Below are 14,424 nucleotides of genomic sequence, written 5' to 3'. Positions count from 1 at the left end.
GTCCCGCCCTAAGGCGGGTTCGATCAAATGATTAGCGATCAGGTTACCCCCGACGTCTACGCCGTTTACGCCCCCCCGGTTCATCGCCACCACCGGTGTTAAAGCTGACCTGAGGCAGGGTGACTTGGGTCGAAAGCTCGGGAAAGGGATCGGTGGCATGTGGGATGGCGTTGGCGGCCACGAAATGTTCTTGAAACTTTGGTTCAATCGCGGTTTCGACCTTGGTGATCTCGCGGACCAACCCTTCGACCTCGCGGCGCGCAGCAAGGTTACAGAGGGCAATCCGCGCCCCTGTTCCCGCGGCATTGCCAGCTGATTGCACTTTGTCCAAAGGCACATCCGGGATCATGCCAAGCACCATGGCGTGCAGAGGCGAGATATGTGCGCCAAATGCTCCGGCCAATACGACGCGATCCACCTTGTCGGTTTCACGCACATCCATCAACAAACGCGCCCCGGCATAGAGTGCCGATTTTGCCAATTGGATCGCGCGGATGTCCCCTTGGGTGACAGTGATGCGTGGCCCACCATCGGGGGTTCCATCATGGATCAGATAGGCATGGGTGCGCCCCTCGGGTTCACTGCGTGTGGTTCCGGTTTGCTCGGCCGATCCAATCAAGCCGGACGGGTCCAACAAACCGGCAATGCGCATCTCCGCCACGGCCTCGATGATACCTGACCCGCAAATGCCGGTGATACCCGTTTGTGCCGTATAGTCCCAAAATCCGTCTTCATCTGACCACAGCTCGCAGCCAATTACCCGAAAACGCGGTTCTTTTGACACGGGGTCAATGCGGATGGCCTCAATAGCCCCCGGTGCCGCGCGTTGGCCAGAGCTGATCTGCGCGCCTTCAAAGGCGGGGCCAGTGGGGGAGGAACAGGCCAAAACCCGGCTGGTATCACCCAGCAAAATTTCGGCATTGGTGCCTACATCGACGATCAGAACAAGATCCTCGGACTTGCCGGGTTCTTCGCTGAGCGCCACGGCGGCGGCATCCGCGCCTACGTGGCCGGCGATGCAGGGCAGAATATAGATGCGCGCGGCTTGGGGCAGGGCGGCAAGATCCAATTCCGCTGCCGAAAGGCTGATGGCTTCGGAAGTGGCCAGTGCAAAGGGCGCTTGCCCCAATTCCACCGGATCAATGCCCAACAACAGGTGGTGCATGACCGGGTTGCAGACAAATACGGTTTCCAAAATCAAGCTGGTGTCGATCTCGGCCTCTTTGGCGATGTCTTGACTTAGCGCATCAATCGCGTCGCGCACCGCTTGGGTCATTTCCTTGTCGCCGCCGGGGTTCATCATCGCATAGGACACCCGGCTCATCAGGTCTTCGCCAAACCGGATTTGCGGGTTCATGATGCCGGAGGAGGCCACAACCTCGCCCGTTTCCAGATTGGTCAGATGCGCGGCAATGGTGGTCGAGCCAAGATCAATGGCCAAGCCAAACACCCCGGTTTCATGGAGCCCCGGCCAAGCTGCAATGACGCGAGGAATCGCCCCGTTTAGGGCCGTATTTAATGCGACAGTAATCCGCCATTTTCCTTTGCGTAGAACAGTTTGCAGAGTGCCCAACACTGCGAAATCAATTTCGATTCCATCAATGTCCCATTGCGATTTAAGCGCGCGTTCAAGCCGCTCCAAATCGCCGGTAGGTTCGTGCATATCAGGCTCTTCTACTTCGACGAAATAGAGTCGCGTTGCCGGGTCCATTTCGATCACACGGGCGCTGGCGGCTTTGCGCACAACCTGTTTGTGAACCTGACTTTCCGGCGGCACATCAATGACAATGTCCCCCTGAACCGTGGCCTGACAGCCCAACCGCCGCCCCGGTTTCAACCCGCGTTTATCGTCATAACGTTGCTCAACCGCGTTCCATTCCGAAAGGGCCCCGTCCTCAACACTCACCCCATGTTTGGGAAAGTCCCCATAGCTTGGCGTGATCTGACATTTCGAACAAATGCCGCGCCCGCCACAGACCGAATCCAAATCAACGCCGAGTTGACGGGCCGCTGTCAAAACCGGCGTTCCGGTAGGGAAACGGCCGCGTTTGCCAGAGGGGGTGAAAATCACCAAAGGGGTGTCAGTGTCGGAGGTCATTTCATATTTCCTTGATCGCGCGTGCCGCAAAATAGCGTGCGAGACGGAAAGGGAAAGCAGATGCACGACCTTAGCGTGTCTAAAGGCGTCATTGGCACCAACTAATTGGGTTTAGGCGTTCAAAGTGTTGCGAAATACGACATTTGGGTAGGCCTCGCCTTGGATGCAAAAGGTGGTTTCACCGGCCTGATCAAACCCATTGGCAAGGTAAAACCGGATTGCCGGGTGATTTTCGGCATTGGTCGCCAGCCACAAGTCTGGGGTTTGCAATCGCTTAGCCTCATCCAATGCGGCCTGCAAAAGGGCGTGACCTATGCCTCGACCATGATGGCGGGGTTGCACATAGAGTGAGCTGATTTCCACCGACCCACAGCCGGGCACTGGGGCGGGTCGGTTTTGCGACACCCGCACAAACCCATCAAGTCCGACCTTATTTTGCGAGACGACAAGCGTTTCGCTTGGGTCTTGAAGGATGTTGATAAAGTATTGCGCGGTATAGGTTTTCAAAACAAAATCAGCAAAAAATGACGACACCCCCTCGCGCAGATAAGTGTGAACCCATACTTCAATGGACAGCGCCGCCAAGGCCGACGCATCCGTTATCTCTGCCGCGCGCAAAGTCATGTGTCGTCCAACCACCGAAGAATGTCACCCCGGTTGCCGTCCAAATCCGGGGCAGGGCGGCGGGTAGATGGGTCTGGGTTATCGGTCATCTTGATCGGGTTTCCGGCAGCGGCATAGGCGGCCCGACCGCTTTTATCGAGAACATCCACAACCATGTTTCGGGCGAGAATTTGCGGATCTTTGAGTACCTCAGACACGTTTTGAATGGGACCGGTGGGAATGCCCGCTGCCGTAAGCTTGGCGATCCACCCGGCACGCGTGTCACCCAAGGTGATTGCCTCGATCAAACGTTTGAGCAACCGAGCATTTTCGCAACGCGACGGGTTGGTTGCAAATCTCGGATCGTCTGACAAAGGCAACTGCAACGCCACGCAAAGCTTTTCGAACAACCGGTCATTGCCCGCAGCGATCACAAACAACCCATCACTGGCATGAAACGTTTCAAACGGGGTAATCGACGGATGTCGTGCACCAGACGGCCCGGGGGCCTCGCCGTTTACGGATGTCATCGCCACCGCGTGTTCCAACAAAGCCAGCTGACTGTCCAGCATCGACACATCAATTTTGCGGCCCTTTCCGAGCCGATCGCGGTCCAAAAGCGCGGCCAAAACGCCCTGCGCCAAGAACATCCCGGCGACGATATCCCCGATCGAGGCCCCGACGCGCACCGGATCACGGTCCTTTTCGCCAGTGATCGACATCACGCCGCCGCGCGCCTGAACCACCATGTCATAGGCGGGGCGTTTGGCATCGGGTCCAGTATGGCCAAAGCCACTCACCGCCCCGTAAACCAGACGCGGATAGGCGGCATGCAGATCGTCCCAGCCATAGCCCAAGCGCTCCATCACACCGGGACGAAAGTTTTCGACCAAAACATCCGCCCGCGCCACGAGGCGCTCAAAAATCGCCCGGTCATCGGCGTCTTTCAAATCCAAGGCAATAGACTTTTTCCCGTGGTTAATCGTAGCAAAATAGGCCGATTTGCCATCCTTGAACGGGGGGAAAGCGCGGGTGTCATCGCCGGTTCCGGGGTGTTCAACTTTGATCACCTCCGCACCCAGATCGCCCAGTGTCATGGTGCAATAAGGACCCGCCAACACATGGGTTAAATCCAAAATCACATAGCCCGCCAAAGGTGCGCTCATCACGACTCTCCCGTCCTGTTCCCCTGTTTTGAATGCGCCTCACGCCCGCGCCAATCAACCTCCATTTGGCCCGCAGGCAAAACATCGCCACCCCGCGCCCCTCTTTTATCTCGTCAGACAAACTCCGGAGGGAAATTGATCCGCAGGATCCAGAGGGGGCTGGCCCTACAACCCGCCCGCCGCAGGCGATCCCGCCAGATCAATCAACGTCCAAACCGCTTTCCCTCTTTCCACCGGAGCAATCCCATGCAATAGGGACGTGCCAACCGATATCTGCCCAAGGAGTACCCCCATGGAGATTCGCGAGGCCCTGACCTTCGACGATGTTTTGCTTGTTCCCAACGCCTCCAGCGTGCTGCCCAGCACTGCGGATACGCGCACACAAGTGACCCAATCCATTGCCATGAACATCCCTTTGCTTAGCTCTGCGATGGACACCGTGACCGAGGCCCGTATGGCCATTACCATGGCACAAGCCGGTGGCATCGGGGTTATTCACAAGAACCTAAATGCCGAAGAACAATCGCGCGAAGTGCGCCGGGTCAAACGCTTTGAATCCGGCATTGTGTACAACCCGGTGACCCTCACCGTCGATCAAACACTGGCCGAAGCCAAAGCCTTGGTTGAGCGGTATAACTTCACGGGCTTTCCTGTGGTGGACAAAGATGGTCGTGTCATGGGGATTTTGACCAACCGCGACATGCGCTTTGCCCAAAGCGATGATGTGCCCGTACATGCCATGATGACTTCGGAAAATCTGGCAATGTTGCAGGAACCCGCCGATCTCGAAGAGGCCAAAAGCCTGATGCGCGCCCGTCGCATTGAAAAACTGTTGGTTCATGATGCGGACGGCAAATTGACCGGTCTTTTGACGCTGAAGGACACCGAAATGGCGGTGCTCAACCCAACCGCCTGCAAGGATGACCTTGGTCGTTTGCGCGTTGCGGCGGCGTCTTCGGTTGGTGATAGCGGGTTTGCCCGTTCCGAAATGCTAATCGATGCCGGGGTTGATATTGTGGTGATCGACACCGCGCATGGTCATTCCGAAGGGGTTTTGGAGGCGGTTAAACGCGTCAAAGCCAAATATGACGTTCAGGTCATCGCCGGGAACGTCGCCACTGGCGACGCCACCAAGGCGCTGATTGATGCCGGGGCGGATGCGGTCAAGGTTGGTATTGGCCCCGGTTCGATCTGTACGACACGGATGGTTGCCGGTGTTGGTGTGCCTCAGCTAACGGCCATTGATGATTGCGCCTCAGCGGCAGGTGATGTGCCGGTCATCGCCGATGGCGGTATCAAATTCTCGGGTGATTTTGCCAAGGCGATTGCGGCTGGTGCCTCCTGCGCCATGGTGGGCAGCATGATCGCCGGGACCGATGAATCCCCGGGCGAGGTCATCCTCTATCAGGGCCGCTCCTTCAAAGCCTATCGTGGCATGGGCAGCCTTGGTGCCATGGCGCGCGGCTCGGCTGATCGCTATTTCCAAAAAGATGCCGCTAGCGACAAACTGGTGCCCGAAGGGATCGAAGGTCAGGTGCCTTACAAAGGTCCGGCCGGTACGGTAATCCATCAGCTGGTTGGCGGTTTGCGTGCCGCCATGGGCTATACCGGATGCCCAACTGTTGCCTCGATGCGCAAGGATTGCTCTTTTGTGAAAATCACCGGGGCCGGGCTTAAGGAAAGCCATGTCCACGACGTGCAAATCACCCGCGAAAGCCCGAATTACCGGGTCGGTTGACCCCCCGCATTCTAGACACGCGGCGCGCCCCACTGGCGCGCCGTTTTCGTTTAATACAACCCGTCTGTGTTCGACGTCTCGATCATCGTATCAAGGTCGGCGAGACTATCGGCCAAAGCCCCATGGGCCTTTAACATCTCGGCAAGGCTTGGAACATGTGAGGTATCGGGCCAACCTTCCGGATGCCAAGCCCGAGAGCGGATAAACGCCTTGGGGCAATGGCTTAAGACCCGTTCCACCCGGATCAAAATGACCAGATCACATAGGTGTCCGTTTACCGCCAACTCCTCGGACAGTTGCACATCTTGCACGACGGAGGCCTTGCCGCTGATGCGGAGCGTATCTCCGTGTCCCGGAATGATAAACAACAGCCCAACTTCACCCGTCGCTATAATATTTTCGATGGCGTCCATCCGATTGTTGCCGGGACGATCGGGCAAGGCAAGCGTGGTGCGATCCAATACTCTGACAACTGCGCCTGCATCCCCGCGCGGCGTTTGATCCAGCCCCCCATCAGCGCGTTTCGTACTTAGGATCATCAAAGGAGAACTGGCAAGGAAGCGCTCTGTCAAAGGGTCAATATGGTCGATGACCTTGTGATCCATCACAGCAGACGGTCGGTCGACGATCTCACGTAAATGATTGCTTGATTGGATATGAAAATCTACGTTTTGTCCAAAAACCACCATGTCAAACTCCGCAAAAGGCAAGTCTAACACGATTTAGGGATTATTCCGAGAGACCACCTGCCTGCCATTTCTTTTGAAACAATCGCCAATGAAACATTGGGCATTTAACCAGCTCTTCGCCCAAGAACAGGGCAAATACCCAAGTCACCGATAGGTCCCAGTGCAAAATGAACAGCGCGGTCAACGGAATGCGAAAAAGCCATTGGGAGGACAAAAAGATGTTCATCACATAGAGGGTATCGCCACCGGCGCGCAGGGTGTTGCCACATATGGCGTTTGAGCCTTTTGGAAACGGCAGCAGCAAGAGAATAGGTGAAAAACTCCATAGGGCAGAGCGCGTTTCCTCTTGGAGATCGGCATAAATCCAGCCCGAAGCAAAGCACACCCCAAGATAGGTCAGCGAAACAATTCCGCTGGCGGCAAAAGACACCCGCCAAGCTCGGCTTAGGAAAATGTCGAGTTCGCCGGGCGAGGTTCGTCGCCCCAAAAGCTGAGCAACAAGGATACCCGTGGCTTGTGCCCAGGCAATGGCAAAAACACCCGCCACATGAATCCACGGCATGATCACGGTCATGGCCGCAAATGCGTTCACGCTCATCTTGGCAAAGAGGAACGAACAGACCGCGTTGCTGACAGTGACGCTGGAAAAGGTCGCCGCAATCGGGAGGGCAAAGCGAAAATGACGGCGGGTGGCCTCGACAAAACTGCCATTGCGCCACCCAGCTACTTTTAAAAACGCTCCGGTTTTTGCCCAAAAGCGGCCTGCCAAAAAGAGGATGCGCGCCAAAGACCCCGCCGCCGTGCCAAACGCGGCGCCCGTTACACCCATCTCAGGCATCCCATGTAGCCCATGGATGAGCACTAGGCTGACTCCAACGTTGATCGGGATTGCAATAAGTTGGCTATAGAAGGACATTTTGGTTTCGCCGGTGCCATTAAAATGGCTGGTAAAGGCATGACCAAAGGACTCAAACAGCACCACCCATAGAAAGACCATCAAATAGGACCAGGCCTGATCTGCGATCCAAGGGGTATGGGCAAAAGTATGTAAAACAAAGTCTCCAAAGAGCAAAACAAGGGTGATCCCGGCCAGCGCCAAAACCAAGTTGATCATGAGCCCGACATAAAATCCGGTCTTAAGCGGAATGTTCTCTCCTGATCCAAACGCCTGAGCGATGCGGATTTGGCTGGCGCTGGAAAAGGCAAATTGAAAGCCGAGCAAAAGCCCCCCGATTGCACCCGCAAGTCCCATAGCGGCCAGAGCTTCTTCTCCCAAGGGGGCAACCAACAAGGCGTCAATGGCAATCACCCCATGCACCATCACCGCCTTAAGTCCCAATGGCCAGGCGAGTGCAAAAATGTCGGCACGGGACAAGGTAGGGGACATGGGCGGCGCAACGGCCGGTGTGTGGGGCATGGGGACTCGCTGCGTTTGATTTACAAAAAATTACAAATTTTTTTGGTAATGTCCATCTCAAACTTCGCGCATCCAAACGCCGGTTGCGGCACGATACGTTCTTGCTCCGTTCTGAGCGGCATGGTCTAAGAGGCCAAAAGGAGTGGCAGTTGCGCAGATTCTACGAATTCTTTGCAGGGGGCGGCATGGCGCGCGCCGGTCTTGGGACCGGGTGGACGTGTTTGTTGGCCAATGACTTTGATGCAAAGAAAGGGGCGTCTTATGCACGAAACTGGGGTGCAGATCATCTTGTTGTCGATGATATTCGTAACCTTGGGCCGGATGATATGCCGGGTCAGCCTCACCTGATTTGGGGGAGTTTCCCCTGTCAGGATCTGTCATTGGCGGGGATGGGCGGTGGCCTAAAGGGTGCGCGATCGGGCACATTTTGGCCCTTTGTGCATCATATCCAGTCTTTGAGGGATGAAAATCGCGCCCCGGCGGTGATTGCGCTGGAAAATGTCTTGGGTACGCTGACCTCTCACAAGGGCAAGGATTTTACCGCCATCTGCCGGGCGTTGCGCGACTTGGGCTATCGTTTTGGGGCCTTGGTTATGGATGCGGCGCTTTTTGTGCCGCAATCACGTCCGCGGCTCATCATCGTGGCGATGCGCAATGATTTGCCCTTGCCAAAGGGGGTTACGGCCACGGCTCCACAGGAGCCATGGCACAACAAGGCCCTTTGCAACGCTTATCACGCTTTGCCGAAAGCTGTGCAAAAACACTGGCAGTGGTGGGACATGCCACGGCCACCGGAACGGGTTTTGCGATTTGCTGACTTGGTTGAGGATCAGCCGAAGTCAACCAAATGGCACAGCAAATCTGAGACTCGCACACTTTTGTCGATGATGTCTGAGGTCAATCTTGCCAAGGTTGAAACCGCTAAGGCATCGGGTGTGCGTATGGTGGGGACCATCTACAAACGCACCCGCGTTGAACATGGGATCAAGGTGCAACGCGCCGAAATTCGTTTTGATGAAATTGCTGGATGTTTGCGGACTCCAGCAGGCGGGTCATCGCGTCAACTTATTATGGTCGTCGAAAACGACAGCATCCGCTCGCGTCTCATCTCGACTCGCGAAACCGCGCGGCTGATGGGCCTTCCAGAAACCTATCAGCTGCCTGAGCGGTACAATGAGGCCTATCATCTTACTGGTGACGGCGTTGCCGTGCCGGTTGTTCGCCATCTGACCAAGCATCTTTTTGAACAGATGATTCCGGCGACGCAGGGCCAGACCGCATGAGCGAAATTCCCTGCGAGAAAAACGCCGAGCTGCGGCTCAAAATCGTAGAATTTGCCGAGGTGCTCAAACGTGAGGCGCATTTGCTTGGTGATCATGGGTTGGACGAGCAGGATTTTTACCAATCCGGCCTGTTTCGCGGGGCCATTGAGCGTATTCGCGGTCAGTATTCCGCCTCGATGAAGGAAAAGCGTGGCTTTGTGGCCCAGGTTTTGGACCACATGCGGTTTGGCGGTTTCATCAAGGATTGGGCCAGCGCCGGTGAGGCGAACCGACATGATTACGCGGTGACGCTCAACAATGATCGCACCGCGATTATTGAGCTCAAGGGCTGTTTGGACGGTAACAATACCAATATTTTCGAACGCCCGCCCCATGCGGATGAATTTGTGATTTGGTCAGTCTGTTCCAATCCGGGGGCCGATCCGCGCCACAATGTCTGGTCCGGTATTCACACCCGGTTGAGCGCCGAGATGATTGATCGCAATCAACGGATCGACGGGTTGGTGGTCTGGGATTGGATCTGTGGTACGGCGGCGCGACCCTGTCCGAAATTGTCCCTTTCCCCCGATCGCCTCACAGAGGTCGGGCATTACCGTTTGCCGCCGCCATGTATCTATTTGTTTCCGGCGACTGTTCCTAGCCCGCGCAATAATCCGCGCCCCCGTCTGAACCAACTTGAGGATGTGGGTATACTCGAGGCGATGAATGCCTGTTTCGGCGGTCAGGCCGACCAGGTGCATCAGGTTGAGATCGAAGTCGCGCATCAAGGGGCCGATACTGTGCGCAAAACGACCATTCGGCGCGGCTTGGATGTATTGAAGCAATCAGATTTGACACCGATCCGCCGCGCCTAACCGGGCGCTTGTGCAAGGGTTGTTTAACGGCTTTGACGGATTGTCGACACCGGTTAACCAAGACAATAGGATCATTCCCGCGCCACATGCGGATCGCGATCTGAAACGGCACAGCGGTCATTGACCGTAAAAGGGACGGGATTGGCACCCCGCAACCGATCCGCAATTGGCGGCCGCCATATTAGCCCAGAAGTAAATCGGTTTTGCTGCCCGGCCCACGGTCGTTGGTGGCCAAAATCGCTTTGCGCTTGCTCCTGTGGCGTTGGCTCGCATATGGCGGGGGAACGCAATTCATGAGGTCCCCATGACACCCGCCGCCCGCCTGCAAGCCGCCGCTGACATTCTTGATCGTATTGGTGAAGGCGTTGCCGCCGAAAAAGCGCTGACCAATTGGGCGCGCAACTCGCGCTTTGCCGGAAGCAAAGACCGCCGCGCCGTGCGCGACCATGTCTTTGACTGTCTGCGCAAATGGCGCAGCACGGCGGCTTTGGGCGGCGCAGAGACGGGCCGGGCCCGAATTTTGGGGATGTTGCGCGAAACCGGCGCGGATGTAGAGACGATGTTTGCCGGTCAAGGCCATGGACCGGCCCCTCTGTCGGAGGCAGAGCAACAATCCGAGCGCCAGCCGGAGGGGTTTGAAGCCTGGGATTTGCCCGATTGGTTGGGGGACGTTTTCCAAGACGGTTTGGGACCCGAGGCCGAGGCAACTGCCCGTGCGCTCCGCAATCGCGCTCCGGTGTTTTTACGCGTTAACACGTTGAAAACGGATCGAGAAACTGCACAACACCTGTTGGCGCAAGGGGGTATTGAAACGGCTCCTCATGAACTATCGCCGACTTGCTTGCTGGTCACCGACGGCGCGCGCAAGGTGGCTCAATCGCAAGCTTACCTCACGGGGCAGGTTGAGCTTCAGGACGCCGCCTCTCAGGCGGTGGTCGATATGCTGCCTTTGGACCCCGGCTTGCGGGTTTTGGACTATTGCGCGGGCGGAGGCGGCAAGAGCCTGGCGATGGCGGCCAAAATGGCCGGGAAAATCGACGCTCATGATGCCGATCCGCGACGGATGAAGGATTTGCCAGCACGCGCTACGCGGGCCGGGGCGCAAGTCACCCCAATCACAAAGCCAAATGGACCTTATGATTTGGTCCTTTGTGATGTTCCTTGTTCTGGGTCCGGTGCATGGCGTCGGTCGCCAGAGGGGAAATGGCGGTTTTCACCCTCTGATTTGCAAGATTTGGTGTCTGTGCAGAGTGAAATTTTGGATACAACTCAGACGCTTGTCGGGCCCGGTGGCAAGCTGGCTTATGCGACGTGTTCGATCATTGCGGCGGAAAACTCTGATCAAGTCGCAGCGTTCCTTGCACGCCATGGTGGATGGTCTCTTCTCACGTCGCGGCAATTCTTGCCAAGCGACGGTGGAGACGGCTTTTTCTGCGCGGTTTTCGAAAAGAGTTGAGTTTATTTCCTATGCTACCTATGGTTGTTTTGTTGTGAGGGTTAACCGGTAATTAACAACGAGGGGATGTTATCCCTGTAAACGAATCGGCAGATAGGGGCTGAACTTTGGCTATGGCAGCTCAAAATGACGGGCATCGTCCCTTTGTGGTGACACCGCGTGGGGGAAGCTTGTTGCTTGCCATTCTTGCGCTGGGTTGCATTCTGTGTGTTTTGCTCATGTCGCTGCCCGCTGCAGTTAACGCGGCTCTCTTGGCCGGAGCGGGTGCCCTTGGTTCCATGTCAATTGGATGGTTTTGCTACGATTTGTTGCGCCGCGCACGCAAAGCCCGTCACGTGACCATGCTCATTGAACTGGTTGAAGAAGAACCGGTATTTTGTTTTGTCTGCGATCTCGAAGGCAATCTAAAACACGCCAATTTCTCTGCGCGCGAAAGGTTTACGACTGATATCGGCGCGCCCTTGGCGGATGTTTTGCGTGATGTTTTTGCAAGCTCCGAAGGCGTAATTTACCGACTCTATCACAAGGTTCAGGCCAACGGATCTGCGACGGAGGACATCACAAGCCATTCCGAAGGCTTTCGGATTCACGTCCGGAGTGTCCCGCCTGGGCTGGTTTTGTGGCGCCTTGAACCGGATGCGGCTCATAGCAGCCAGCAGGCGCGGGGTGAATCGCCTGTCATGACACTGGGCCGTAATGGTGCGGTTTTGTTCATGAATGCCGCAGCACGGGAGTTGATGGGGCATCGGGCCAAGCGCCTTGATGACGTATTCGAAGACTTGCCGCTTCGTCCTGGTGGGGTCCATGACATGAAGACCGAGACCGGGACCAAACGTGTTTTGGTTCAGTGCGTTGAGGCCGGTGCCGGCCGGATGGAACTGACGTTCTCGCCCATTGTCGAAGAGGACGATCGCAGTGACAATCAAGGTAGCTTTGACAGTTTGCCGGTGCCACTCATCAAGGTGGCACCAGATGGGAAAGTGCTGCGCGCCAATCCAGAAGCGCGCCGGATGTTGGATCTTGGGCAGGGCGAACCGGGCAATTTGACGGAGTATATGGAAGGTTTGGGGCGTGCCCTAACCGATTGGCTTCAGGAAGCGGCCTCTGGAAAGGGGCTGCACCGTTCGGAGTTCCTCCGACTTACGCGGGCTGACCAAGAAGTATTTGTGCAGGTCACGTTGAACCGTGTCGTCGAAAACGGTGAGCCAGTTTTGGTCGCGGTTCTGAACGATGCGACGGAGCTCAAAACACTCGAAGCACAGTTTGTCCAAAGCCAGAAGATGCAGGCGATTGGCCAGTTGGCAGGAGGTGTCGCCCATGATTTTAACAACTTGTTGACTGCAATTTCAGGGCATTGCGACCTGCTTTTGTTGCGTCATGATCAGGGTGACCCTGACTATGGCGACTTGGTCCAGATCAACCAAAACGCCAATCGCGCCGCGGCGCTTGTTGGGCAACTCTTGGCCTTTTCGCGCAAACAAACCATGCAGCCCGAAGTTCTGGATTTGCGGGATACTCTGTCGGATTTGGCGCATTTGCTCAACCGTTTGGTCGGGGAAAAAGTACAATTAAATCTGCATCATGATCCTGTTTTGCCCGCAGTTCGTGGCGATCGTCGCCAGCTTGAGCAGGTGATGATGAACCTTGTTGTGAATGCCCGTGATGCCATGGTCGAGGGGGGGGAGATTGCCATCGAAACTGAGCGCCGGGTGCTACGTGAACCGCTGCACCGTGACCGTGCGGTTGTCCCACCTGGGACTTATGTTTCGGTGCGCGTCAATGACGCTGGCTCGGGTATTCCACAGGATAAGCTCCAAAAAGTGTTTGAGCCGTTTTTCACAACCAAACGCACCGGAGAAGGGACCGGACTAGGTCTTTCAACGGTTTATGGCATCGTCAAACAGACCGGTGGCTATATTTTTGTCGATAGTGTGGTGGGCCAGGGGACCTGTTTTACCTTGCTGTTCCCAGCCTTCGAAGCCGGAGCCGAAGCTGCGCCTCAGCCCAAAAAGGCAGAGGCAAAGAAGCTCCCGCAAAAAGGGTCTGGCGTTGTGCTTTTGGTTGAAGATGAAGCTCCGGTTCGCGCCTTTGCTGCCCGAGCCCTGCGACTGCGCGGCTATACCGTGATCGAAGCCGAAACAGCGGAAGAAGCTTTGAAGCTTTTGGAGGACGACACCCTAGCCGTAGATGTCTTTGTGACCGATGTTGTGATGCCGGGTATGGACGGGCCGACGTGGGTGCGCATTGCACTCAACGACCGGCCTGAAACGCGGGTGGTGTTTGTTTCCGGCTATGCTGAAGATGCCTTTGGAGAGGGGAGTCAGGAAATCCCCAATTCCGTGTTCCTGCCGAAACCCTTCTCACTGTCCGAATTGACGGAAACAGTTCACGACCAGTTTCATTAATCAGGTCGCGCGCTCCCAGACGGCAAAATCATCTACACATTTGCGCCGGAGCTTTGCCTCGGTGTCCTTGGACAACTCCAAATCGCGCTGCGGCGACACATTGGTGCGCGGAAGCTCCAACGCGACCCCTAGCCGATCTTCGAGAAAGCCGATCAACCCAGCCTGATTTTCATATTTGAACAAATGGGTCACGGATACCCCATTGGGGCGGGGTTCGATGAATTTGGATTGACTGCCAACATTGGCAAATGGTGGGCGATCACCTTTGGCATAGGCGTCACAAAACTCATCGAAACCAATCCCCTTGGTCGAGGTCGGGCGCCCATCAAGAAACGGGCGCTGGCGGTAGCGATACCATGACCCGAGCCAGCTAATCGGCTCTCGGATAACGGCAAGCAACTCCATGTCCTCGGCCCCAACCTTGTCGAACATTGGCCGAAAGAATCGGTTATAGCGGTAAACCGGCGCGTGTTTAAGCTCGGGCGGATCATTGACAACCATCGACGCAACAGGGGTCAATGCCGCCTCATAGGCCGAGGTTCCCGTCTTGGGCACCGCCAAAAACACCAGTTTTTGCTTCCAGAACACTAACATCGCCTATTGCCCCTATTTTGGTAACTTTCCTTTAACCATCCTAGGGCAGCGTGGGAAAGCAAAGATTTTACTTGAAGTGTTCTCGTTTTGATCTCATTAAGGTTAAGAACGATACGAGAAC

At 56.1% G+C, this 14,424-nt stretch carries 11 protein-coding genes; 5 read left to right on the top strand and 6 right to left on the bottom strand.

The genetic code is table 11. The annotated features are described in order from the left end of the window. Nucleotides 1-43 precede the first annotated feature (43 nt). The 3 genes from AC5EFR_RS05135 to AC5EFR_RS05125 form a co-directional block, all read right to left on the bottom strand. Nucleotides 44-2,098, bottom strand: coding sequence for an ASKHA domain-containing protein (locus AC5EFR_RS05135; protein ID WP_493574884.1), 2,055 nt, complete (start codon nucleotides 2,096-2,098; stop codon nucleotides 44-46). 111 nt (nucleotides 2,099-2,209) lie between these two features. Then, the gene (locus AC5EFR_RS05130) at nucleotides 2,210-2,722 is read right to left on the bottom strand and encodes a GNAT family N-acetyltransferase (RefSeq protein WP_493574883.1); all 513 of its coding nucleotides are present in this window, start codon (nucleotides 2,720-2,722) and stop codon (nucleotides 2,210-2,212) included. Then, nucleotides 2,719-3,867, bottom strand: a complete 1,149-nt coding sequence (locus AC5EFR_RS05125) for a CaiB/BaiF CoA transferase family protein (RefSeq protein WP_493574882.1) — start codon at nucleotides 3,865-3,867, stop codon at nucleotides 2,719-2,721. The genes AC5EFR_RS05130 and AC5EFR_RS05125 overlap by 4 nt, the downstream gene beginning before the upstream one ends. A gap of 292 nt (nucleotides 3,868-4,159) precedes the next feature. On the opposite strand from AC5EFR_RS05125, the gene guaB reads away from it, so the two are divergent. Then, nucleotides 4,160-5,605, top strand: a complete 1,446-nt coding sequence (gene guaB / locus AC5EFR_RS05120) for an IMP dehydrogenase (protein ID WP_493574881.1) — start codon at nucleotides 4,160-4,162, stop codon at nucleotides 5,603-5,605. A 50-nt stretch (nucleotides 5,606-5,655) separates the two neighbouring features. Here guaB and AC5EFR_RS05115 read toward each other — a convergent pair whose 3' ends face one another. Together AC5EFR_RS05115 and AC5EFR_RS05110 are read right to left on the bottom strand one after the other, a co-directional pair. Beyond that, the gene (locus tag AC5EFR_RS05115; protein ID WP_493574880.1) at nucleotides 5,656-6,294 is read right to left on the bottom strand and encodes an MSMEG_1061 family FMN-dependent PPOX-type flavoprotein; all 639 of its coding nucleotides are present in this window, start codon (nucleotides 6,292-6,294) and stop codon (nucleotides 5,656-5,658) included. Nucleotides 6,295-6,334: 40 nt separating this feature from the next. Continuing rightward, the gene (locus AC5EFR_RS05110; protein ID WP_493574879.1) at nucleotides 6,335-7,711 is read right to left on the bottom strand and encodes an MATE family efflux transporter; all 1,377 of its coding nucleotides are present in this window, start codon (nucleotides 7,709-7,711) and stop codon (nucleotides 6,335-6,337) included. Between the two features lie 149 nt (nucleotides 7,712-7,860). Between AC5EFR_RS05110 and AC5EFR_RS05105 the strand changes: the two genes are divergently transcribed. The 4 genes from AC5EFR_RS05105 to AC5EFR_RS05090 all read left to right on the top strand — a co-directional run bounded on the left by AC5EFR_RS05105 (nucleotide 7,861) and on the right by AC5EFR_RS05090 (nucleotide 13,709). Then, nucleotides 7,861-8,994: a DNA cytosine methyltransferase gene (locus AC5EFR_RS05105; RefSeq protein WP_493574878.1), complete on the top strand. Its 1,134-nt coding sequence runs from the start codon at nucleotides 7,861-7,863 to the stop codon at nucleotides 8,992-8,994. Then, on the top strand, nucleotides 8,991-9,848 hold the full coding sequence (locus AC5EFR_RS05100; protein WP_493574877.1) for a hypothetical protein: 858 nt from the start codon (nucleotides 8,991-8,993) through the stop codon (nucleotides 9,846-9,848). The genes AC5EFR_RS05105 and AC5EFR_RS05100 overlap by 4 nt, the downstream gene beginning before the upstream one ends. A 304-nt stretch (nucleotides 9,849-10,152) precedes the next feature. Beyond that, nucleotides 10,153-11,304, top strand: a complete 1,152-nt coding sequence (locus AC5EFR_RS05095) for an RsmB/NOP family class I SAM-dependent RNA methyltransferase (protein ID WP_493574876.1) — start codon at nucleotides 10,153-10,155, stop codon at nucleotides 11,302-11,304. 113 nt (nucleotides 11,305-11,417) lie between these two features. After that, complete coding sequence (locus AC5EFR_RS05090) at nucleotides 11,418-13,709, top strand: ATP-binding protein (RefSeq protein WP_493574875.1); 2,292 nt, start codon at nucleotides 11,418-11,420, stop codon at nucleotides 13,707-13,709. Here the strand turns inward: AC5EFR_RS05090 and AC5EFR_RS05085 are convergent, their stop codons facing one another. After that, nucleotides 13,710-14,303, bottom strand: coding sequence for a gamma-glutamyl kinase (locus AC5EFR_RS05085; protein WP_493574874.1), 594 nt, complete (start codon nucleotides 14,301-14,303; stop codon nucleotides 13,710-13,712). It abuts the gene before it with no gap. Nucleotides 14,304-14,424 lie beyond the last annotated feature (121 nt).

This window comes from Pelagimonas sp. (assembly GCF_058892305.1).
This window is presented reverse-complemented; position numbering and strand designations above follow the sequence as displayed.

Bases quoted from the DNA above. Each gene is read 5' to 3' on its own strand.
- AC5EFR_RS05135 (WP_493574884.1), bottom strand. From the start codon at position 2,098: ATGACCTCCGACACTGACACCCCTTTGGTGATTTTCACCCCCTCTGGC.
- AC5EFR_RS05130 (WP_493574883.1), bottom strand. From the start codon at position 2,722: ATGACTTTGCGCGCGGCAGAGATAACGGATGCGTCGGCCTTGGCGGCG.
- AC5EFR_RS05125 (WP_493574882.1), bottom strand. From the start codon at position 3,867: ATGAGCGCACCTTTGGCGGGCTATGTGATTTTGGATTTAACCCATGTG.
- guaB (WP_493574881.1), top strand. From the start codon at position 4,160: ATGGAGATTCGCGAGGCCCTGACCTTCGACGATGTTTTGCTTGTTCCC.
- AC5EFR_RS05115 (WP_493574880.1), bottom strand. From the start codon at position 6,294: ATGGTGGTTTTTGGACAAAACGTAGATTTTCATATCCAATCAAGCAAT.
- AC5EFR_RS05110 (WP_493574879.1), bottom strand. From the start codon at position 7,711: ATGCCCCACACACCGGCCGTTGCGCCGCCCATGTCCCCTACCTTGTCC.
- AC5EFR_RS05100 (WP_493574877.1), top strand. From the start codon at position 8,991: ATGAGCGAAATTCCCTGCGAGAAAAACGCCGAGCTGCGGCTCAAAATC.
- AC5EFR_RS05095 (WP_493574876.1), top strand. From the start codon at position 10,153: ATGACACCCGCCGCCCGCCTGCAAGCCGCCGCTGACATTCTTGATCGT.
- AC5EFR_RS05090 (WP_493574875.1), top strand. From the start codon at position 11,418: ATGGCAGCTCAAAATGACGGGCATCGTCCCTTTGTGGTGACACCGCGT.
- AC5EFR_RS05085 (WP_493574874.1), bottom strand. From the start codon at position 14,303: ATGTTAGTGTTCTGGAAGCAAAAACTGGTGTTTTTGGCGGTGCCCAAG.